General features: G+C 41.9%; 17 protein-coding genes. 12 read left to right on the top strand and 5 right to left on the bottom strand.

Annotation, left to right across the window (positions count from 1 at the left end):
- Window positions 1–14: 14 nt before the first annotated feature.
- A complete protein-coding gene (locus PR683_RS11855; protein ID WP_164528366.1) occupies window positions 15–968 on the top strand; it encodes a PDR/VanB family oxidoreductase in 954 nt (317 codons plus the stop codon).
- 45 nt (window positions 969–1013) lie between these two features.
- Here the strand turns inward: PR683_RS11855 and PR683_RS11850 are convergent, their stop codons facing one another.
- Together PR683_RS11850 and PR683_RS11845 are read right to left on the bottom strand one after the other, a co-directional pair.
- Entirely contained in the window at window positions 1014–1919 is a 906-nt protein-coding gene (locus tag PR683_RS11850; protein WP_109911835.1) for a helix-turn-helix domain-containing protein, read from the bottom strand.
- A 34-nt stretch (window positions 1920–1953) separates the two neighbouring features.
- Window positions 1954–2868 (bottom strand): LysR substrate-binding domain-containing protein, encoded by a 915-nt coding sequence (locus tag PR683_RS11845; RefSeq protein WP_109911836.1) that lies wholly within the window; start codon window positions 2866–2868, stop codon window positions 1954–1956.
- A 102-nt stretch (window positions 2869–2970) separates the two neighbouring features.
- Between PR683_RS11845 and PR683_RS11840 the strand changes: the two genes are divergently transcribed.
- The 10 genes from PR683_RS11840 (at window position 2971) to deoD (ending at window position 14908) form a co-directional block, all read left to right on the top strand.
- On the top strand, window positions 2971–4035 hold the full coding sequence (locus PR683_RS11840; protein WP_004914795.1) for a tartrate dehydrogenase: 1065 nt from the start codon (window positions 2971–2973) through the stop codon (window positions 4033–4035).
- A gap of 202 nt (window positions 4036–4237) precedes the next feature.
- The gene (gene prfC, locus PR683_RS11835) at window positions 4238–5827 is read left to right on the top strand and encodes a peptide chain release factor 3 (protein WP_004914793.1); all 1590 of its coding nucleotides are present in this window, start codon (window positions 4238–4240) and stop codon (window positions 5825–5827) included.
- Window positions 5828–6019: 192 nt separating this feature from the next.
- Window positions 6020–6430, top strand: a complete 411-nt coding sequence (locus PR683_RS11830) for a BON domain-containing protein (RefSeq protein WP_110731411.1) — start codon at window positions 6020–6022, stop codon at window positions 6428–6430.
- Window positions 6431–6562: 132 nt separating this feature from the next.
- Complete coding sequence (locus PR683_RS11825) at window positions 6563–7660, top strand: patatin-like phospholipase family protein (RefSeq protein WP_004914789.1); 1098 nt, start codon at window positions 6563–6565, stop codon at window positions 7658–7660.
- Entirely contained in the window at window positions 7653–8438 is a 786-nt protein-coding gene (locus PR683_RS11820) for a TatD family hydrolase (RefSeq protein WP_226537941.1), read from the top strand. The genes PR683_RS11825 and PR683_RS11820 overlap by 8 nt, the downstream gene beginning before the upstream one ends.
- 305 nt (window positions 8439–8743) lie before the next feature.
- Entirely contained in the window at window positions 8744–10027 is a 1284-nt protein-coding gene (locus tag PR683_RS11815; RefSeq protein WP_181937082.1) for a NupC/NupG family nucleoside CNT transporter, read from the top strand.
- Window positions 10028–10521: 494 nt separating this feature from the next.
- On the top strand, window positions 10522–11301 hold the full coding sequence (gene deoC, locus PR683_RS11810) for a deoxyribose-phosphate aldolase (RefSeq protein WP_115166593.1): 780 nt from the start codon (window positions 10522–10524) through the stop codon (window positions 11299–11301).
- A gap of 48 nt (window positions 11302–11349) precedes the next feature.
- On the top strand, window positions 11350–12672 hold the full coding sequence (gene deoA, locus PR683_RS11805) for a thymidine phosphorylase (protein ID WP_004914783.1): 1323 nt from the start codon (window positions 11350–11352) through the stop codon (window positions 12670–12672).
- Between the two features lie 52 nt (window positions 12673–12724).
- The gene (gene deoB, locus PR683_RS11800) at window positions 12725–13948 is read left to right on the top strand and encodes a phosphopentomutase (protein ID WP_004914781.1); all 1224 of its coding nucleotides are present in this window, start codon (window positions 12725–12727) and stop codon (window positions 13946–13948) included.
- A gap of 243 nt (window positions 13949–14191) precedes the next feature.
- Window positions 14192–14908 carry a purine-nucleoside phosphorylase gene (gene deoD / locus PR683_RS11795; protein ID WP_004914779.1) on the top strand — a complete coding sequence of 239 codons (717 nt, stop codon included), beginning with the start codon at window positions 14192–14194 and terminating at the stop codon, window positions 14906–14908.
- Window positions 14909–14967: 59 nt separating this feature from the next.
- Here the strand turns inward: deoD and PR683_RS11790 are convergent, their stop codons facing one another.
- The gene (locus tag PR683_RS11790) at window positions 14968–15462 is read right to left on the bottom strand and encodes a GNAT family N-acetyltransferase (RefSeq protein WP_109911839.1); all 495 of its coding nucleotides are present in this window, start codon (window positions 15460–15462) and stop codon (window positions 14968–14970) included.
- Between the two features lie 205 nt (window positions 15463–15667).
- Here PR683_RS11790 and PR683_RS11785 point away from each other — a divergent pair, with 205 nt between their 5' ends.
- A complete protein-coding gene (locus tag PR683_RS11785; protein WP_196719789.1) occupies window positions 15668–16687 on the top strand; it encodes a hypothetical protein in 1020 nt (339 codons plus the stop codon).
- Window positions 16688–16758: 71 nt separating this feature from the next.
- On the opposite strand, the gene PR683_RS11780 is transcribed toward PR683_RS11785, so the two are convergent.
- Both PR683_RS11780 and PR683_RS11775 read right to left on the bottom strand, forming a co-directional pair.
- Window positions 16759–19548, bottom strand: a complete 2790-nt coding sequence (locus tag PR683_RS11780) for a M16 family metallopeptidase (protein WP_196719790.1) — start codon at window positions 19546–19548, stop codon at window positions 16759–16761.
- On the bottom strand, window positions 19538–21244 hold the full coding sequence (locus PR683_RS11775; RefSeq protein WP_196719791.1) for an ABC transporter ATP-binding protein/permease: 1707 nt from the start codon (window positions 21242–21244) through the stop codon (window positions 19538–19540). Before PR683_RS11775 ends, PR683_RS11780 begins: the two co-directional genes overlap by 11 nt.
- Between the last annotated feature and the right edge of the window lie 63 nt (window positions 21245–21307).

Below are 21307 nucleotides of genomic sequence, written 5' to 3'. Positions count from 1 at the left end.
AGAGGGGCACTGTGATGAACCAACAAAAAATTGCAGTCAATGTCAGTCGAATTGAGCAAATTAGCCCAAATATCAAAATGTTCGAGTTTGTTGCACAAGAGGGCGCGCTAATGCCTTTTAGCGCAGGTAGTCATGTCACCGTTCATATGGGTGAGCAGGCTGGTTTGCAACGTGCATATTCATTAATCAGTGACCCACAGCAATGTGGAAGCTATTGTATTTCAGTCTTACGTGATGAAAATTCGAAAGGCGGTTCGGCATTTATGCATGAGCACCTATCTGCTGGGGATAGTTTATATTTGTCCCCAGCGCAGAATTTTTTCTCATTAGCTGCGGATAACCAATGTAAGCATATTTTGATCGCAGGTGGGATTGGGATCACGCCTTTTCTTTCTTATCTCTATGAGCTAGAAGAAAATGAAATGGATTTTGAGCTTCATTACTGTTTTCGTGATAGTGCAACAGCGGCATTTCTTGAACATTTACAACAGCGTATTGGCTCGCGGTTATTTCTTTATGACAGCAGCCAAGGGCAGCGAATGTCTGTCGAACAATTGGTTAAAGCACAAGCGAGTAATAGCCATCTGTATGTATGTGGCCCTCAATCATTAATTAATGAGGTGATTGAAAAGGGTCATCAGCACCTTGGTGAATCACAGGTTCATTTTGAAAATTTTGGTGAAATTACCAGTGAAGGGGATTCATTTGAGGTCTATTTTCAACGTTCAGGCTTTAGTTTGGAAGTGGGTAAAGACGAGTCTATTTTACAGGTAATCGAAGCTGATAAGCGCATTAACGTGGAATGTTTATGCCGTAATGGAGTTTGTGGGACTTGTGAGACGGCGATACTTGAGGGAGAGGCCGACCACCGTGACCACTACCTTGATGATGATGAAAAAGCCGAGCAAAAAACGATGATGTTGTGTGTTTCGCGAGCTAAATCTAAACGATTAGTTCTTGATTTATAATCAAAGCTGCCCCGCTTTAGCCATAAGTGGGGCAAGATACTGGTTTTAAATATCTTTTAATTCAAACATTAAAAAAGGCTGTTTTTCATCATTAAAGTGTTGATAAGCCGTAATTTGCTTATCTTGAAATACGATTTGCCCCCGCCCAGTGCGAAATACTTCATCTAACCATGGCTTATGGTTGATCACTAATTGATACAATAAACGTTGTAGTTCAAGGTAATCTATTTCAGTCGATTGGTTGTGTAAGTTGCTGGCTAATATTTCACCTGCTTTATCGGTAAATACGACTAAATGATTGAAATGGGACAATAAGACGTCGAAATAGCATTTGATTTTACGCAGGCGCAGTTCGGTATTTTTACGTTCTGTGTTGTCTAAGCTGATCCCAACCAGTTTTGTCACTTTGCCATTCGGGCCTTTAACCCCTGTCGCTCGGGAGGTGATCCAGCGGTAATCGTCTTCCCAGTTAATTTTAAAATCCATTTCATGGGCACCACCTTCACGGATAATTTTAGAATATCCATTGACCAGTTTTTCTTTGGAGTCATGGCTCATTAAGGCCCAGAAATCTTCATTACTGGTGATTTTAATGCCATAAACGGCTTCAACGTTGTCCGAGTAGTTCAATTCTCCCGTTAATAAGTCCCACTCCCATGTCACGATATCTGCCGACTCTTGAAGATGAACTTCGTTGATGTTGCGCATGACACCTGAATTGCTAACAGTAACTTGGTTATTGGTATATTCACCGTATTTCAACCATATTTTGTCGACATCCAATAACGTGGCGAGCTTTTCAAGATTATCTTCATCAATCATACCGCCTTTTGTCCACTTATTAACCGCCGTTCGGGAAACCCCAAGGGCTTCAGCTGCTTTTAATTGACTCATTTTTTTCTGTTTTAGCAATTTCAACAAACGTTCTTTGAATGTCTCTGTTTCTGTCATCAATTCATGTTTACCTTATAACTTATGGGGTTAACTAAAAACCATGTGATAAGTGAGTAGCAAGGTATTGCTCTAGATTTTCGATAAAGACTCTAAGATTAGCACTCGTTCGGAGACTTCTCGAATATACAGCATAAACATCTGCGGTTTGGTGCCATTGCGGTAACACTCGTACTAATTGGCCAGACTGTAACTCAGGCTGCACACTCCATTGGGAGCGCAATAGGATCCCTTCGCCACTTAAACACCATTGTTTAGCGACTTCACCATTGTTGACGGTTAATTTGCTATTGGGGGTGACCGTCATACTTTCTTGCTGTTGTTCAAGCTTCCATACGGCGGGGGCTTGGTTGCGCTCTTTAATCGCAATACAAAAGTGTTTTTGTTCTAACTCTTGTGGATATTTTGGGTAGCCGTGTTTTGCTAAATAGGCTGGTGAAGCGCACAAAATTCGTTGGTTTTGTGCAATTCGCCTTGCAATAAATTGCTCTGCTATTGCACCGCCAATACAGATATCAACATCAATGTTTTCACTAATAATATCGACAGACTTATCGGTTAAAGTGAGATCAATACCTAATAAAGGATAATTTCCCCGTAGTGTGAGGATAAACGGGTTAATATAAGTACTGCCAAACCCTGTGCTACAACTGATACGCAGTGAGCCGCGGATCTCTTCACGACAGGCGTTGAGTTGCTGTTGCATCTGTTCCAATTCAGCTAGCATCACTTCACTGCTACGTAAAATAATTTGCCCTTCGTGAGTTAGTTTAATTGAGCGAGCAGTCCTAAAAAATAAAGTTTGTCCTAAATTTTCTTCTAGCAATTTAATGCGTTTAGAAACATAAGCTGGGGACACTAACAGCTGTGAAGCCGCTTGAGAGAAACTCATCAAGCGGGCAACTGTGACAAAAACGCGGATATCCTCTAACGAAGGAAGCTTGTTCATAGTTTGTAAACCTAAGGATTACACTTCATATCTATACTTTATCACAGCAACCCCTAAACTGGAGAACAAACAGACATAATTCATTTATCAGAGGTTTTCACAATGTCACAATTTAATATAGCGGTTATTCCTGGTGATGGTATTGGTACCGAAGTGATCCCTGAAGGATTAAAAGTATTAGTAGCAGCAGCCAATAAACACAATGTAAAACTTAACTTTACCCATTTTGATTGGTCGTGCGAAACCTATCACCGTACTGGGCGCATGATGCCTGAAGATGGCTTAGAACAGTTGCAAAAATTTGATGCGATTTTCCTCGGCGCGGTAGGGTTCCCTGGTGTTCCTGATCATATTTCATTATGGGGGCTGCTATTACCCATTCGCCGCGCTTTTAACCAATATGTTAACTTACGCCCTGTACGCTTATTTGATGGCATTAAATGCCCACTAGCAGATAAAAAACCGGGAGATATTGATTTTTATGTCGTGCGTGAAAACGTTGAAGGGGAATACTCTGCGATTGGCGGTATTCAGTACGAAGGTACGGATGAAGAAATGGTATTGCAACAAAGTATTTTTACCCGTAAAGGTACCGACCGTATCTTAAAATATGCTTTTGATTTGGCGCAGTCACGTGAGAAAAAACATTTAAGTTCAGCGACGAAATCTAACGGGCTATTTCATTCAATGCCTTATTGGGATAGCCGTGTAGCCGAAATGGCGAAGCAATACCCAGATATCAAAGTTGACCAATTCCATATTGATATTTTTGCAGCAAACTTAGTGAGAATGCCAGAGTTCTACGATGTGATTGTCGGGTCAAACCTGTTTGGTGATATTTTGTCTGATTTAGGGCCTGCTTGTACGGGAACTATTGCGATTGCGCCATCGGCCAATATTAACCCAGAAAAACAATTCCCATCGATGTTTGAGCCTGTTCACGGGTCAGCACCTGATATCGCAGGGCAAAATATTGCCAACCCGATTGGTACGATTTGGGCAGCCGCCATGATGATGCAGCATTTGGGATGTCCCGAGATGCATGATTCTATCATGTCCGCAGTAGAAACAGCGATTAAACAACGTCAACATTTGACTCGCGATATGGGAGGCAATGCTAGTACACAGGCGCTAGGGGATGAAATTACCCGTTTAGTCAGTGCCTAAAGGCGGTATTTATTGAGCCAATTTAGTGAGCTATCGGGGGACTGTTTTGCCTGTTCCTCGATGCTTTGATTGTTAATACCCCCAAGATCTGCGAAAATATCCGCCAATTTTGATTAACAAGACGGATTTGCGACGCCAAGAGCCACATTGAGCCTCTTCGAATGCTTATACAAATCTGTATATAAACGAAAAGAACGGTTAAATGACAGATCAGAACTTTCTCCATGAAGTTAGCACACGCAGAACGTTTGCTATCATATCCCACCCCGATGCGGGTAAAACCACAATCACTGAAAAAGTGTTATTGTTCGGGCATGCTATTCAACGTGCAGGTACGGTAAAAGGCCGTGGCTCTAATCAACACGCTAAATCTGACTGGATGGAAATGGAAAAGCAGCGTGGTATTTCGATTACTACCTCTGTCATGCAGTTTCCTTATAATGATTGTCTTGTTAACTTACTGGATACCCCAGGGCACGAAGACTTCTCCGAAGATACTTACCGTACATTAACGGCGGTTGACTGCTGCTTGATGGTGATTGACTCCGGTAAAGGGGTTGAAGACCGGACACGTAAGCTGATGGAAGTTACCCGTCTACGTGATACTCCAATCTTAACTTTCATGAATAAATTGGACCGTGATATTCGTGATCCAATGGAATTAATGGATGAAGTGGAAAATGAGCTGAAAATTGCTTGTTGTCCAATCACATGGCCTATCGGTTGCGGTAAACTATTCAAGGGTGTTTATCATTTATTACGTGATGAAACAATCCTATACCAAACAGGCCAAGGGCATACGATTCAAGAAGTCCGTATAATTAAAGGGTTAAACAACCCCGATCTCGATGCCGCTGTTGGTGAGGAACTAGCCGCGCAGTTACGCGATGAGCTGGAATTGGTTCAAGGGGCATCCCATGAATTTGACCATGATGCATTTTTGCAGGGTGAATTAACCCCTGTCTTTTTCGGCACTGCATTAGGTAACTTTGGTGTTGACCATATGTTAGATGGCTTAGTTGAATGGGCTCCACAGCCGCAGCCACGCCAAACAGATTTACGCCAAGTGAATGCGACAGAAGAAAAATTCACCGGTTTCGTATTTAAAATTCAAGCGAATATGGACCCGAAACACCGTGACCGCGTTGCATTTATGCGTATTGTTTCAGGTACTTATGAAAAAGGCATGAAACTACGCCAAGTGCGTATCAAAAAAGATGTGGTTATTTCTGATGCTTTAACCTTTATGGCGGGGGATCGCTCTCAGGTCGAAAACGCCTATGCAGGGGATATCATTGGGTTACACAACCATGGCACGATTCAAATCGGTGATACCTTCACGCAAGGTGAAGAACTCAAGTTTACGGGGATTCCTAACTTTGCCCCTGAACTATTCCGCCGTATTCGTTTACGTGACCCATTAAAGCAAAAACAACTGTTAAAAGGCCTCGTTCAGTTATCTGAAGAGGGAGCGGTACAGGTTTTCCGCCCGTTAACTAACAATGATTTAATTGTTGGTGCTGTAGGGGTGCTGCAGTTTGATGTGGTGGTTTCACGTTTGAAAAGCGAATATAACGTTGAAGCTATCTATGAAGCCGTTAACGTTTCTACTGCGCGTTGGGTTGAGTGTGATGATGCGAAGAAATTCGAAGAGTTTAAACGCAAAAATGAGCAAAACTTAGCCCTTGATGGTGGCGATAACTTATCTTATATCGCACCGACTATGGTGAATCTTAACCTCACCAGTGAACGTTACCCTGACGTTAAATTCCGCAAAACACGCGAACACTAATTGCGTTGATGGCCCACGGCTAACAATAGTCAGTGGGTCATCTTATTTCGAACTTCATTTAAAGCTTCTTTTTCTGTTTTTTGGTGCTTATCATCAAGAATATTCTGTCTTTATTACCTTTCTCTTTATTTTTTATATTTTTTTACTTAGGCTATATTATTCGTTGTCCATTGCAGTGAAAGGAAGGTTTTTATGAAAAAAGCAAAACTATTGAGCGTGTTAGGAGTTATTGGGTTGAGCTGGACGCTAGCAGCTTGTAGCTCATCATCGGATAGTGCTTTGAAAAAACAAGCTTCAGAAACATGGGACAGTGCATCTAAGACAGTGGAAATGGCCGGTAAAGACACTGGGAATGCCATTTCGAGTGGCGCTAAAAATACCGGTGAGTACATTGATGACTCAGCGATTACTGCGGACGTAAAAGGAAAATTACTGGGTACGAAAGGTATTTCGAGTAACAGCGTATCAGTTAAAACCGTCAATGGTGTTGTTTACTTATCAGGCTTTGTAAAATCAGCCGATCAGATAGATAAAATTACCCAAGTCGCCTCTCAAGTTAAAGGGGTAAAATCAGTACAAAATGGTTTAGTGATTGCTAACTAATCTATAAATAAATGTCTCAATAGCTCATATTGCTGAATATTTATTGTACAATCTCGATAGAATGGGCTTTCAAAAGGAAGCTCATTCTGCTTTTGAGCTATTTAAAATGAACTTCTGCTATTCAGAGGCATTATGGGAAAACACGTTTCAGTTACACTCGGCACGATTGAGCCGCTAGCATTCTTTGATAATATCAACTCGGGAAAAACTGCCCTGATTTGTGAAGGTGGCGGCCAACGAGGGATTTTTACAGCGGGTGTACTGGATGAGTTTCTTATTTCTGACTTCAACCCTTTTGATCTGATGATAGGTACTTCAGCAGGGGCTCAAAATCTTTCTGCGTATATTTGTGGGCAAGCGGGTTATGCGCGCCGTGTGATCACTCGCTATACGACCAATTCGGCATTTTTTAATCCACTACGCTTTATCCGTGGAGGCCATCTGATTGATTTAGATTGGCTCGTCGACACCACAGCAAAAGAATTCCCATTACGTATACAAGCAGGGCTCGATTTATTAAATTCAGGTCGTGAATTTTATATGGGTGCAAGCCGCAGTGATGATTTTTCAGCCGCTTTTCTAAAACCTGACGCTGACAATTGGCTCGATATTATTCGCGCATCCAGCGCTATCCCTGGCTTTTACCGGGCAGGTGTCGAATTTGATGGCACGCTTTACCAAGATGGTGGCATTAGTGCAGCTATCCCAGTTGAAGAGGCATACCGCCGCGGTGCAGAGACTATTGTGGTGATCCGTACCGTGCCTTCCCAAATGTATTTTACCCCTGAATGGGTGAAAAGAATGACTCGGTGGCTGGAAGGGGATAAGAATGGCCTACAACGTATGGCTGCGATGCTGAAAGTTCATCTGAAAAGCTACCGTAGAACACAAGAATTTATTGAAAACCCACCAAAAGATGTACAGGTCTTTGAGATTTATCCACCTGTTCCACTGAAAAGCAGTGCACTGGGTAGTAAGGTGTCTTCGCTTAATCAAGATTACCATACGGGGCGCCGGTGTGGTCGTTATTTTATTGCTGCACTGGGTAATGCCTTTGAGCACAACACAAATCGCTTTAGCCATACCTTGGCACAAAAAATTGAGTCTAACCCATTAGATATTCAGCTTGAGCCACAAGTACCGAACGAACTCATTCCGGAATTGGTGGCAGAGCCTGTCACGTCAATGCCTTTGGCCGCAATATCAGCAAATGAAAACCGTGATGGCTAAACATCAATTTATCGATACCCATTGCCATTTTGATTTCCCTCCTTTTAGTGATTCCTTCGCTGAAAGTTTGCAGCTTGCTCGACAAAGTGGCGTGAGTGATATTGTTATTCCTACCGTGAGTGTGGATAATTTTGCACGAGTTTGGCAACTGGCACAGCGGTATTCGCAGTTGCATGCTGCTATGGGGTTTCATCCGTTATATTTGAGCCAGTTTCAAGAGCAACACATTGATATTTTGGTTGATTATCTTAACCAAAAAAATAAAAAGTGTGTGGCGATAGGGGAAATAGGGCTCGACCTCTATATGCAAAACCCTCAGTTTGAACGCCAGCAAGTGGTATTGTCCGCCCAATTAAAGCTAGCGAAACAGTTTGATTTACCAGTTATTTTGCATTCACGTAAAAGTCATGACCCATTAGCGGCGATGTTGCGTCGTTTTGATGTTCCTGCTCGTGGAGTCGTACATGGCTTTGCTGGTAGCCTATCTCAAGCGCAAGCCTTTGTTAAGCTGGGTTATTATATTGGTGTGGGTGGGACAATTACCTATGAAAGAGCGAATAAAACTCGCTATGTGATGTCAGAACTTCCTTTGACTTCATTATTATTCGAAACGGATGCCCCCGATATGCCTGTTTCAGGTTTCCAAGGCGAGCCAAATCGACCTGAGCGTATTGAGTGGGTTTTTCGTTCATTATGTGAGCTTCGCCACGAATCCCCTGCAGAAATAGCCCAACAACTTTACAACAATAGTTTGTCGTTATTTAATCTTCCTCAGTAAAACCGTATACATAATCATAAATAATATTTATATAATTTCATTAATTAGCTATTTAAATCTATTTAGTTTTTATTGTGGCTAATTGGGATTTTAGTGTCTTTCCAGACTAAACTGAGTTGATTTTGTGATTTTTATCACATTACTTGAATTTTTGTTGTTTATTGCAGTATGTATTTGTGATGAGTATTGCGGGTTATTGGTGATGACTAGGTATAATCATTAAACTAAGAGTCAAGGCGACTTACACGTTTCCTTATATATCAACCTAAAATAAAGTGAACAGGGATCCTTCCATGCAGCTCATTATGAGTATTATCGGAATGGCGGTACTTATCGCGATAGCTATTCTATTTTCCAGCAATCGCCGAGCAATTAGGCTACGCACAGTTGGCGGCGCATTTTTAATTCAATTAGCCATTGGTGCATTTGTTCTTTATGTTCCTGCGGGGCGTAGTGTGCTCCAAGGGATGTCTGACGCGGTTTCTAAAGTTATTGGATATGGTCAAGATGGGATGAGCTTCATCTTTGGCGGTTTGGTTTCCGATAAAATGTTTGAACTGTTTGGCGGCGGTGGTTTTATTTTTGCTTTCCGCGTTTTGCCAATCATTGTTTTCTTCTCTTCATTGATTGCTGTCCTTTACTACTTAGGGATCATGCAGTTAGTGATTAAAGTACTTGGTGGTGGCCTGCAAAAAATATTGGGAACCTCAAGAACAGAATCGTTATCTGCGACAGCAAATATCTTCGTTGGGCAAACGGAAGCGCCATTGGTTGTTCGTCCTTATATTGCAACAATGACGACATCAGAGTTATTTGCCATTATGTGTGGTGGTTTAGCTTCTGTCGCGGGTTCAGTTTTGGCGGGCTATGCACAAATGGGTGTACCGATGGAATACCTGATTGCGGCCTCCTTTATGGCCGCTCCAGGTGGTTTGTTATTCGCCAAACTGATGGTTCCAGAAACAGAAGATGTAAAAGATAGGGTTGATGCGACAGATTTAGTCGCTGAAGATGAACGCCCTGCTAATATCATTGATGCGGCCGCTTCTGGGGCATCATCAGGGATGCAACTGGCACTGAATGTGGGTGCAATGTTATTGGCGTTTATCGCTTTGATTGCATTGATCAATGGTATCTTAGGTGGCATTGGTGGCTGGTTTGATTATCCACAATTATCACTTGAATTATTGTTAGGTTGGTTATTTGCCCCAATCGCATACTTAATTGGTGTGCCGTGGAGTGAAGCGACAATTGCAGGTTCTTTCATCGGCCAAAAAATTGTCGTGAATGAGTTTGTTGCATTCATGAATTTTGGTGAATACATGAAAGCGGATGCAGAAGTTCTGGCGGCAGGTAAACAAGTACTTTCTGACCATACTAAAGCGATTATTTCGTTTGCATTATGTGGTTTTGCTAACCTTTCATCCGTCGCTATCTTACTCGGTGGCTTAGGCGGAATGGCGCCAAATCGCCGTGGTGATGTTGCTCGTTTAGGTATGAAAGCGGTTATGGCCGGTACCCTGTCTAACTTAATGAGTGCAACGATTGCTGGCTTTTTCTTGACATTAGGCGCAGCAGCAGTCATTTAGTTTATGTATCTGGTGGTAAGATTAATATCATCTCAAACTCAAATAAGTCAATCGGAAGGGCAATAGTCCTTCCGTTTTCATTTTGATTCGCTATATTCTTTTGTGACTTTTTATATCAATCGTAAATTTTCAACTATTCTTAACTTAGTCAATTAATGATGAAGAATATATTGAAAAGCCATTTGAGAGAAAAATGGATGGCGAGAGATGTTATAATTAGATTGTGATCACATTTTTTATTTTAATAATGTAACATTCAGTCGATTAATGTGATTTGTAGCACATAAAATGGCATCATTCCATGGTCAAATAGGCATTAGTAAGCTGCTATGGAACTGCTAGTTCTCAGAGTCTAGGACTCTAGGGCATGATGCGGTGAGAAGGATCTCAGCTGCTCAGTTCGGAAAGCATCCGACTAGCATCTTTAAGGAACCAAGCCCGCTCGCCAACAAAGAACGTGTCGTTCTGAAGAATTAACAACGTTGGAGAGTTATATGACTGATTTAAAAGCGGCCGCACAACGCGCGCTGTCCCTTATGGATTTAACCACTTTAAATGATGACGATACTGATGCGAAAGTCATCGCACTGTGCCATCAGGCGAAAAGCCCTGCAGGCAATACAGCAGCAATCTGTATTTACCCTCGTTTTATTCCAATTGCACGTAAAACATTACGTGAACAAGGCACTCCAGATGTACGTATTGCAACGGTCACAAATTTCCCTCACGGTAACGATGATATTGATATCGCATTAGCTGAAACTAAAGCGGCGATTGCTTACGGTGCGGATGAAGTTGACGTGGTATTCCCTTATCGCGCATTGATTGCCGGTAATGAGCAAATTGGTTTTGACTTAGTGAAAGCCTGTAAAGACGCTTGCGCGGCAGCCAATGTGCTGTTGAAAGTGATCATTGAAACCGGTGAGTTAAAAGATGCGGCATTAATCCGTAAAGCTTCTGAAATTTCCATTAAAGCGGGTGCTGATTTTATTAAAACCTCAACAGGTAAAGTGCCTGTTAATGCAACATTAGAAAGCGCAGAAATCATGATGCAAGTCATTCATGATATGGGTGTGGAAAAAACTGTTGGTTTTAAACCTGCTGGTGGCGTACGTACCGCAGAAGAAGCGGCAGAATATTTAGCGTTAGCAGGTCGGATTTTAGGTGATGATTGGGCAGATAGCCGCCATTTCCGTTTTGGTGCTTCTAGTTTATTAGCAAATTTATTAAATACGCTGGGTTTTGACGTTAAAAAATCAAGCAGTAGCTATTAATTTTCGCAATATTGTTAGCCGATAAATTCGACTTTAAAGGAGCATATTGTGTTTCTGGCACAAGAAATTATCCGTAAAAAACGTGATGGTAAGCCATTAAGCGAAGAAGAGATTCGTTTCTTTATCAATGGTGTTCGCGATAACTCAGTTTCAGAAGGTCAAATTGCTGCATTGGCAATGACTATCTATTTTAATGATATGACCATGCCTGAGCGTGTTGCATTAACGCTAGCTATGCGTGATTCAGGAACGGTGCTGAACTGGAAATCACTCAATCTCAATGGCCCATTAGTTGATAAACATTCAACTGGTGGTGTGGGTGATGTCACTTCATTAATGCTCGGCCCAATGGTCGCAGCGTGTGGTGGCTATGTACCGATGATCTCAGGCCGTGGTTTAGGCCACACCGGTGGCACATTAGATAAACTCGAAGCGATCCCTAATTTCGATATTTTCCCAGATGATGCGCGTTTCCGTGACATTATCAAAGATGTCGGGGTAGCAATTATTGGGCAAACCAATTCATTAGCACCTGCAGATAAACGTTTTTATGCGACCCGTGATATCACTGCGACAGTAGATTCTATTCCGCTAATTACGGCTTCAATCTTAGGTAAAAAATTGGCAGAAGGCCTTGATGCTCTGGTGATGGACGTTAAAGTTGGCTCAGGTGCATTTATGCCAACTTATGAGAAGTCAGAACAGCTAGCTGAGTCTATTGTTAAAGTCGCGAATGGCGCAGGGTGTAAAACCACCGCATTATTAACTGATATGAATGAAGTACTGGCATCCAGTGCCGGTAACGCCGTTGAAGTGCGTGAAGCTGTACAATTTTTGACAGGTGAATACCGTAATCCACGTCTTTATGAAGTCACCATGGCGCTATGCGTAGAAATGCTAGTGTCTGGCTCATTAGCCGCAAACCGCGAAGAAGCACGTCAAAAATTACAGGCAGTATTAGACAATGGTAAAGCGGCAGAAGTGTTTGGCCGTATGGTTGCAGCGCAAAAAGGGCCAGCTGATTTTGTTGAAAATTACAACAAATACCTGCCGACTGCAGTGCTGAGCAAAGCGGTTTATGCACCAAAAGACGGCATTATCACGCAAATGGATACACGTGCGCTGGGAATGTCTGTCGTGACTTTAGGTGGTGGTCGTCGTAAAGCGACAGACCCAATTGATTATAGTGTTGGTTTGAGTGATATCGCTGCGTTAGGTGCCAAAGTGGATACCCAAACGCCACTGGCAATTATCCATGCAAATAGTGAAAAAGCGTGGGAAGAAGCCGCGAAGGAAGTGCGTGAAGCGATGGTGATTGGTGATAAAGCACCTGAAGCTACACCAATGGTTTATCGCCAAATCAGCGAGTAATACACAAGATTTTAGTGGTATATCGTATTTAAAAATACCGCAGGAGAAAAATATGAAACGCACATTTATTATGGTTTTGGATTCCTTTGGGATCGGTGCTGCACACGATGCACATAAATTTGGTGATGAAGGCTCAAACACACTGGGTCACATTGCAGATGCTTGCGCACGTGGCGAAGCGGATATTGGTCGTAAAGGGCCTCTGCATTTACCGAATTTAACAAAATTAGGTTTAGGTAAAGCAGGAGAAGAATCAAGCGGTTCATTCCCTGCAGGCCTTGATCCTAATGCAGAAATTATTGGCGCATACGCTTATGCGAGCGAAATTTCTTCGGGTAAAGATACCCCGTCAGGTCACTGGGAAATTGCGGGTGTACCTGTGCTATTTGATTGGGGTTATTTCTCTAATGAAGAAAACAGCTTCCCACAAGAGCTGCTGGATACTTTAGTCGAGAAAGCAAACTTGCCGGGCTATTTAGGTAACTGCCATTCATCCGGTACAGTTATCCTCGATCAACTGGGTGAAGAGCACATGAAAACCGGTAAACCGATTTTCTATACCTCTGCTGACTCCGTATTCCAAATTGCGTGCCACGAAGAAACTTATGGCTTAGATAAACTGTATGAGCTGTGCGAAATAGCACGTGAAGAGTTAACCAAAGGTGGTTATAACATTGGCCGTGTTATCGCGCGTCCATTTGTTGGTGATAAAGCCGGTAACTTCACACGTACAGGTAACCGTCATGACTTAGCGGTAGAGCCACCAGCACCAACAGTATTGAAAAAATTAGTTGATGAAAAACAAGGTGAAGTGGTTTCTATCGGTAAAATTGCTGATATTTACGCTCATGTTGGTATCACTAAGAAAATTAAAGCCACAGGTATTGATGCACTGTTCGATGCAACGGTAGAAGAAATGAAACTGGCGGGTGATAACACCATCGTTTTCACTAACTTTGTGGACTTTGACTCAGCATACGGCCACCGCCGTGATGTGGCTGGTTATGCCGCAGCATTAGAATTGTTCGACCGTCGTTTACCTGAACTAATGAAATTAGTTAAAGAAGATGACATTCTGATTTTAACCGCTGACCACGGTTGTGACCCAACTTGGCCAGGTACAGACCATACCCGTGAGCACATCCCTGTACTGATTTATGGACCAAAAGTTAAACCTGGCTCATTAGGTCACCGTGAAACGTTCGCGGACATTGGGCAGACAGTCGCTAAGTACTTTGATTTGTCGCCGATGGAGTATGGTAAACCAATGCTCTAACACCCATTACCCGTCATTCTTTGAGCTGTCGCGGTGTTGGCTGCATAAAATCCCCCTAATCACATACTTATGTATGCTCATAGGGATGATTTTCTTTGTCGCCTAGCGACAACTCAAATTATTTAGGGTAATTGTGCGCAGTTAAAGGTAATGGGCAAGGCTTTGCCGTCATCTTTTTTAAGAATAAGGTGGGGAACCACCTTATTCATTTAAAAAAATTTAATCATTTAAAGGGAAATAATCATGGCAACTCCACATATTAATGCAGAAATGGGTGATTTCGCTGATGTCGTTCTGATGCCAGGCGACCCATTACGTGCAAAATACATCGCTGAAACCTTCCTTCAGGATGTTCGCCAAGTCAATAATGTGCGTGGCATGTTAGGTTTTACAGGGACTTATAAAGGTCGTAAAATTTCTGTTATGGGTCACGGTATGGGGATCCCTTCATGCTCCATTTACGCGAAAGAACTGATCACTGACTTTGGTGTAAAAGTGATTATTCGTGTGGGTTCATGTGGCGCAGTAATGGATGACGTCAAATTGCGTGATGTTGTGATTGGTATGGGCGCTTGTACTGATTCACGTGTTAACCGTCAACGTTTTAAAGAAAATGATTTTGCAGCGATTGCAGACTATGACTTAGTCCATAATGCGGTTGAAGCGGCAAAAGCAAGAAACGTGAATGTGCGTGTGGGTAACTTGTTCTCAGCAGACCTATTTTACTCACCAGATCCTGATATGTTCAAAGTGATGGAAAAATACGGCATCCTAGGTGTTGAAATGGAAGCTGCGGGTATTTATGGTGTTGCCGCTGAGTTTGGTGCACGTGCATTAACGATTTGTACTGTTTCTGACCACATCAAAACTGGCGAACAAACAACGTCAGAAGAACGTCAAACCACGTTTAATGAGATGATTGAAATTGCACTGGACTCCGTGCTGTTAGGCGACAAATAGTCGTTAGACGTTTTCATTATGCGCTAAAATGCCACCTATTGTGTGGCATTTTTTTATCGCTATTTTTTGATCCTACTCATCATCACCGCATCAACATATTGCCCATCACGAAATGCATAATCTTTCATGCGGCCTTCTAGTTCAAAACCAAACTTTTCATACAGCCCGACGCCACTGCCATTTGCGGCGAATACTTCTAGTTCTATGCGATGGACGTTCAGCCAGTTGTCACAGTAATCCACCATCACTCGCATCAGTTGTGAGCCAATACCTTTGCCTTGGTGGGCTTCACTAACGGTAATCCCGAAGGTAGCCACATGGCGGCGACGTATTTGGCTTGGTTGATGAATAACGAGTAACCCGACAACGACATCATCAATAGTGGCCACAAACTGTGTGACTAGCGGGTCATTAGCACTTAGGCGAGCTTCCCACGTATTTGTTGTTGGGTATGGCAGTTGTAAAGTATTCGCATACGCGGAATAGTCAGCGTGCATTTGGGTGATTGCAGACACATCGTCCAGTGTTGCTCTGCGGATGGTTACGTTGTTCACATCGAGTCTCTTTATCGTTATTTATTATAAGAATATTAATCACATTAAAACGATGACCTGTCAATCGATAGTCATCAACGTCATGAAAGGCATTACAAATTGAGTGACTAAAAATAGACAAAATCGCTATCTGATATCACAACATAATAAATAGATATACGATTTTGGCTATATAGCGTTCAGTAATTTATTCAGAGGAATTATTATGCTTGAATCAATGGGTAGGAAAAACATTTTAGTTAACTTAACAGTGAGCAAGGAGAATATAAAAAATGCCCCAAAAAAAATTAAAAAATATGTTACTAAGCAAATAAAAAATATTAAGCAGACTCGAACGTTATCGCCTATAAATCTAAGAGGAAAGAATAAAAATAATATTGATGAGATTAAATATGCAGAGGCCCCTCTTCACGGTGTATTGAAAGGTAGTAATCTACCCCAAGTTGGACTTGAAAGAAACGAATATAGAATAAGAGTCATTGAGAAGCCGGAATGGCCACCATTAATGGAAGCGATTGCCATTCCAAATGAAATGGAAAAAAGCTTCTATAGCTTATTGAAAAATAATAAAGTAGATGAGAGAGATGTTGATTTAATTAAAGAAATAATTAGCGAAATGAAAAAAACGAAATCATCGGATGACATTGTTATTAAACTTTATGATTTTTATGAGCTTTTTTTAGATAAGGAATATGTTACAAATAAATTTATTGTTAACTATTTAGAAGAACCAATGGGGATAGCTAAAGATACGCAATGTACTAATTTAGAATCTTTTCCTCCGCTACCATCACAAGCAACTATAACAACACCAGAACCGATTGATGTTGCTGATGAGTTATATAAGGAATTAACTAAAACCATTTCTAAAATGAGTAGATTAAAGGATGTTCCCGATGAACTATTTATTCACTTTAAAGATAATATTTTAAAATTGAAGGAAAATGAGAAACCAGAGATATTTATTAAAAAACTAAATTCCCTATTCGAATATGGATTTGATATCTTATCACAGGTAACGTTAGGTAGAATTGAGAGTAATCTTGCTGATTATATAAAAATAGATACTGAAATAGTCAAGCCTATCCATATATTCGATGATATCAAAATGAAACCTAAAAGCTTACGGGAGCGATTATTAAATGCTATTGAATGGAAATTATTTTTCTTTATAAAAAAAGCAAAAGAAGTTTATTTAGAGATGAAAAAATTTTTTCGTTTTTGAATAGCAATAATGATAGTTCGGGATAGAAAAGCCAACAATATATTGTTGGCTTTCTAACCTTGATTTAGTAATTAAGGCGTCATCATAAACACTTTTGAATTCTGCCCTAAATACTGACGAGCCAAGCGGTTAATATCCTCAACCGTGAGTTGGCGAATAATATCTTGCTCTTGATTTAAACGCTGATATTGCCCATCATCTGCAGTAATTTGTGCCAAAGCTTCGGTCCAATAGCTTGAGCTATCCGTCACTTGTGAATTTTCAGTGAGCCAAATATTTTTTGCTTCAGTTAACTCTTTTTCACTCACACCTGTTTGACGAATTTGCCCAATCGTTTTTTGGGCGATTTGCGTCATTTCTTCAGCGCGCTCAGGTGACGTGGTGAAATTCAAGCGAGCGAGGTAATAAGGTTGCGGTTTTTTTGCTAACATCTGTGAAAAACCTAATGCATAGATCCCGCTGGCTTTTTCACGTAATTCGCCGCGCAGACGTTGGCTCACAATGGTATCAATAAGTTGAATTGCTAAGCTATCTTGTTGGCTCCATACGGCGGGTGAGGCGAATTGAATGCTGACCATGCTTTTATCACTGCTACTGATGGGATATGTTTTATTAAAGCTGGCCATTTTTGGTATGATCCCTTGGTCACGAGATACCAGTTTTTGATTACTTTGCGGCAGTGATGCAAACCATTGCTCTAACAGCGGTTTTAGCTCACGGCTATTCATTGCACCTGTAATGACCAGTGTCATATCTGCTGTTGACGTGAGTAATTGGCGGTTGGCTTGCTGCAACTGTTGAGCAGTAAATTGTTGCCAGCTACCCTGTGGATTGATCACTAAAAATTCACCATGGGTATAGCTTTCTTTATTGATATTATCAAGGAACGTGCGCTCTACGGGAGTTTTGGATAAGTTTAAAGCAAAAGATTGTTTTTGTTGCTCTAACTTTTCGCCACTAAATTGAGGCGCTGTTAGCTTCAAGTTGAGTAGTTGTAGAGCCGTTTCGAGGTTATCGACAGGGGTTTTTCCCCGAAAACCATGCGTGAGTAATTCACTGTATGGGCGAACGCTAATTTGGTTTTGTTTTGCCAGTAAAGCCAGATCACGAGCGCTGTAATTCCCATAACCGCTGCTTTCAGGAAGTTTCAATGCCCAATCGGTTAAACCTGCCGTTTGTTGTGTTTCTAACGAGCGGCCACCCGGTAATTGCAAGTTAAATTGAATGTCATCTTTCAGATTTTTATCTGTTTTAACAATTACCTGAATACCATTGCTTAATGTCCAACGATCTGTTTTTTCAACCGGTAGCTTAGATTGCTCAACAATATCCCCTTTGGGAACTTGAGGTAGTTGTAGTTGAATTGCTTTGGAGCGCAGCGTAAATGGCCCTGGTGTACTTTGGCGTATTTTAAGCCATTGTTGATTAAATGCGGACTTATCCATTGTCGCGGCATCTGTATCCGGTCCAATTAATGCTAAACGTGGGGAGGCGGTTTGTAGGAATTTAGCGACATGTTGTTGTAAATCCTGCGGTTTGACAGATTTTATCAACTGGTAGCTATTATCTAACTGCTGGCGCTTATTCCACATCGGCATGTCGTATTCAAGTGCCGTAGTGAGTTGCCCCGCTAAATATTCATTGCTATAACGTTGTTCTGAAGCGGCTTGCAGGCTAAATTTTTTCAGCATGGCTTGCTTTGCAGAATCAAGTTCTTCTTGGGTAACCGGTTCAGTAGCAAGGCGTTGTAGCTCTGTAAATAAAATCTCAGTCGCACCTTGGTAATCATTGCCTTTAGGGTGGATGATCATCAACTGTTGTAAGCGCTGGTTATCTAACATTGCTCCTTGTTCATTGATACTAATGGATGGCAAAACGCCGTTATCCACCATGACGGAGAAACGCTGGTTTAAAATGGCTAACCAGAGGTTATCGAGTAAATCTTCGGACTGCCCTAAGCGCGTATTTAGCGGTGCGCTAACATCCTTTTGTAAGGCAAATTGCACATAACGCGCCCCTTGCTCTTTATCAAACACGCCTTGCACTAACATATTGGTTGAGTGGGCAAATTGTTTCCATTGCGGGTTATCTTCTGCCACTTTTTCGGGTTTAGGGAGCGCAAATAAATTATCAACCTGATTGCGTACTGATGAACTATTGAAATCACCAATAATTAATAGTGACATTCGCTGAGGTTGATACCATGTTTGGTAATAGCTTTTCGCTTGCTCAATCGGGGCATTGCGTACCACATCTAATGAACCAATTGGGTTGCGATCGACGTATCGGCTACCGTGGTAGCGTAATTTTTCTAAACTATCGTTGATGCGATAGCCCATCCCTTGGCGTAAGCGCCACTCTTCAACAATGACAGGACGCTCTTTTTCAAAGGCGTCTTGGTCAAATGTCATATTTGATGCCCAATCAGCCATCACTTGTAAGCCCGTGGCGACTTGTGCTGTCGTGGCTTCAGGGAGTGATAATTTATATAGTGTGGAATTTAAACTGGTGATCGCATTAACATGGCTACCGAGTTTAAGCCCTTGGTGTTCAAGCTGTTTGAACCCCGTGGTTCCCGGAAAATGTTTGGTGCCTTTAAACGCCATATGTTCAGTAAAGTGCGCGAGACCAAGTTGCTGTTCATTTTCTTGCAATGAACCGCTACTGACCAACAAACGCAGTTCAACTCCAGGTTGATTGCGTTGTAGAAGGTAAACTTGCAGTCCATTTTCGAGTTGATAGTGTTGCAGGTCACCGCGTACGGGCAACAGTGAGGTTGAATTTTGGCTCACAGATGTGCTGCCTGCGCAGCCACCGAGCAGAATGCTTACCAGTGTGGCGAAGGTAATTTTACGAAGCATATTCAGGTGTTCCTGTATTTAAGGATTTTTCACTCGCAGGTTCAACGAGCAATATTTGTTGTTCCGCAAATTGAGCAACGAAGCTCTGATGGCTAACCAAAATAATGGCACTGTCATGTAACTCAGCTTTCAATAGAGCGAGGAGTTCTAATGCGCTGTTTTCATCAAGGGCAGAGGTGGTTTCATCCAATAACAGTAGTTTTGGTCGGTTGAGCAATAAACGCGCAAACATAATGCGCTGCTGTTCTCCACCAGATAGGCGGTTGTTCCAATCGGTTTCGAGTGCGAGTTGGTGATGCAGCTTTTCTAACCCGACTAACATCAATGCATATTGAAAATCTTGCTGACTAAATTGGGATGTTGCTTTGGGATAAGCCAATAAGCTATCAAGCCGACTAATTGGTAAATAGAGGCGTTGTGGGATCCACATAACTTTTTCTGTTCGGCTGATAGTGCCGTTGAAGAAAGGCCAATGCCCACTTAGCGTGCGTAATAAGGTGGACTTACCAACACCAGAACGGCCACGAATCAAGGTTAATTCGCCTTGTTTGGCGGTTATATTCACGGAATTAATTAAGCAGCGGTTGTCTGCGGTAGAAACGGATAATTTAGCGATCAGAGGTGGCGATTTTTCGTCGATAGTAACCACCGCTTTGTTATCGTTTTCCAATAAAACCACAAAGTTGTATAAACGGGAGACTGTGGCTTGCCATGCGGCGATTTCTTTATAGGCAAAAATAAACCAGCCGAGTGAAGTGGCAACACTGGTAAAGGCTTGGCGCAATTGCATTAAGCCACCCAACATGATTTCACCCGCAAGGAATTTAGGTAATGCGAGTAATACAGGCGCTAAGGCGGTAACTTGTTGGTAACCCACTGTGTAGAAAGAGAGGTTCCGCTCACAACGGATCAAGCGGTTCCAGTTGCTAATAATTTCACCAAAGCGCCCCATCAGTTCTTTTCTATCTTGAGTTTCACCACGCTGCCCTGCGATGGCATCACCGTGTTGGCGGCAATTAATTAATGAGCTACGGTAATCCGCTTCGCGGCGTTGTTTATCCATATGCAAACGGCGAAGTGGGAAACCAATCCATTGGGTAAGTGCAATACCAATGAGGGTATAAATAATACAAGCCCAGAACATATACCCAGGAATGGTCCAGTCGCTATCGGCAAAGTTAAACGACAGGCTACCGGAAAGTGTCCAAAGGATGGTCGCAAATGAAATCAGAGTTAACATTGAGTGGAGGAATGTCACCACTAAATTTAATGTCGATTCAATCAGTAAACGAATATCTTCGGCAATACGTTGGTCTGGGTTATCTGGCTCTTGTGATGTCAGCCTTAATAGGTAATGTTTGCTATTTGGGGATAACCAACGGCTAAGTACTTGCTCCGTCATGCCTTTGCGCCAGCGGATAATCAGCATTTGTTTTAGGTAATTACCCATAACAACGACAAAAATTAGCCCGCTGACTAAAATCACAAAGTATTGCAATAAGCCATACAGCGCTTGGCCGTCGAGTTTTTGTAGGGCGTTATAAAAATCCCCATTCCACATGTTCATTTTGACGTTGAACCAAACTGAGGACAACGTGAGCCCGAGTGAGGCAAACAGCAGTATCCAGCACAAAAGGGCAGCACGCTGCCCCCAAAAAGGTTTTACTAAATAGAAAAATTGTTTCAGTGTCTTCATGACGTTTTATTCATTTGTTGTTTTATTTTAATGGCTTATATTTTTTAAATTGCTCACATTGCT

This window comes from Providencia sp. PROV269, from assembly GCF_028477785.1.
GTDB lineage: Bacteria > Pseudomonadota > Gammaproteobacteria > Enterobacterales > Enterobacteriaceae > Providencia > Providencia rettgeri.
The sequence above is the reverse complement of the archived record's forward strand: the minus strand, read 5'-3'. Positions and strand labels throughout refer to the sequence as shown.

Bases quoted from the DNA above. Each gene is read 5' to 3' on its own strand.
- PR683_RS11855 (WP_164528366.1), top strand. From the start codon at position 15: ATGAACCAACAAAAAATTGCAGTCAATGTCAGTCGAATTGAGCAAATT.
- PR683_RS11840 (WP_004914795.1), top strand. From the start codon at position 2,971: ATGTCACAATTTAATATAGCGGTTATTCCTGGTGATGGTATTGGTACC.
- PR683_RS11775 (WP_196719791.1), bottom strand. From the start codon at position 21,244: ATGAAGACACTGAAACAATTTTTCTATTTAGTAAAACCTTTTTGGGGG.
- PR683_RS11830 (WP_110731411.1), top strand. From the start codon at position 6,020: ATGAAAAAAGCAAAACTATTGAGCGTGTTAGGAGTTATTGGGTTGAGC.
- prfC (WP_004914793.1), top strand. From the start codon at position 4,238: ATGACAGATCAGAACTTTCTCCATGAAGTTAGCACACGCAGAACGTTT.
- deoC (WP_115166593.1), top strand. From the start codon at position 10,522: ATGACTGATTTAAAAGCGGCCGCACAACGCGCGCTGTCCCTTATGGAT.
- PR683_RS11850 (WP_109911835.1), bottom strand. From the start codon at position 1,919: ATGACAGAAACAGAGACATTCAAAGAACGTTTGTTGAAATTGCTAAAA.
- deoB (WP_004914781.1), top strand. From the start codon at position 12,725: ATGAAACGCACATTTATTATGGTTTTGGATTCCTTTGGGATCGGTGCT.
- PR683_RS11785 (WP_196719789.1), top strand. From the start codon at position 15,668: ATGCTTGAATCAATGGGTAGGAAAAACATTTTAGTTAACTTAACAGTG.
- PR683_RS11820 (WP_226537941.1), top strand. From the start codon at position 7,653: ATGGCTAAACATCAATTTATCGATACCCATTGCCATTTTGATTTCCCT.
- PR683_RS11845 (WP_109911836.1), bottom strand. From the start codon at position 2,868: ATGAACAAGCTTCCTTCGTTAGAGGATATCCGCGTTTTTGTCACAGTT.
- PR683_RS11780 (WP_196719790.1), bottom strand. From the start codon at position 19,548: ATGCTTCGTAAAATTACCTTCGCCACACTGGTAAGCATTCTGCTCGGT.
- PR683_RS11815 (WP_181937082.1), top strand. From the start codon at position 8,744: ATGAGTATTATCGGAATGGCGGTACTTATCGCGATAGCTATTCTATTT.
- PR683_RS11825 (WP_004914789.1), top strand. From the start codon at position 6,563: ATGGGAAAACACGTTTCAGTTACACTCGGCACGATTGAGCCGCTAGCA.
- deoD (WP_004914779.1), top strand. From the start codon at position 14,192: ATGGCAACTCCACATATTAATGCAGAAATGGGTGATTTCGCTGATGTC.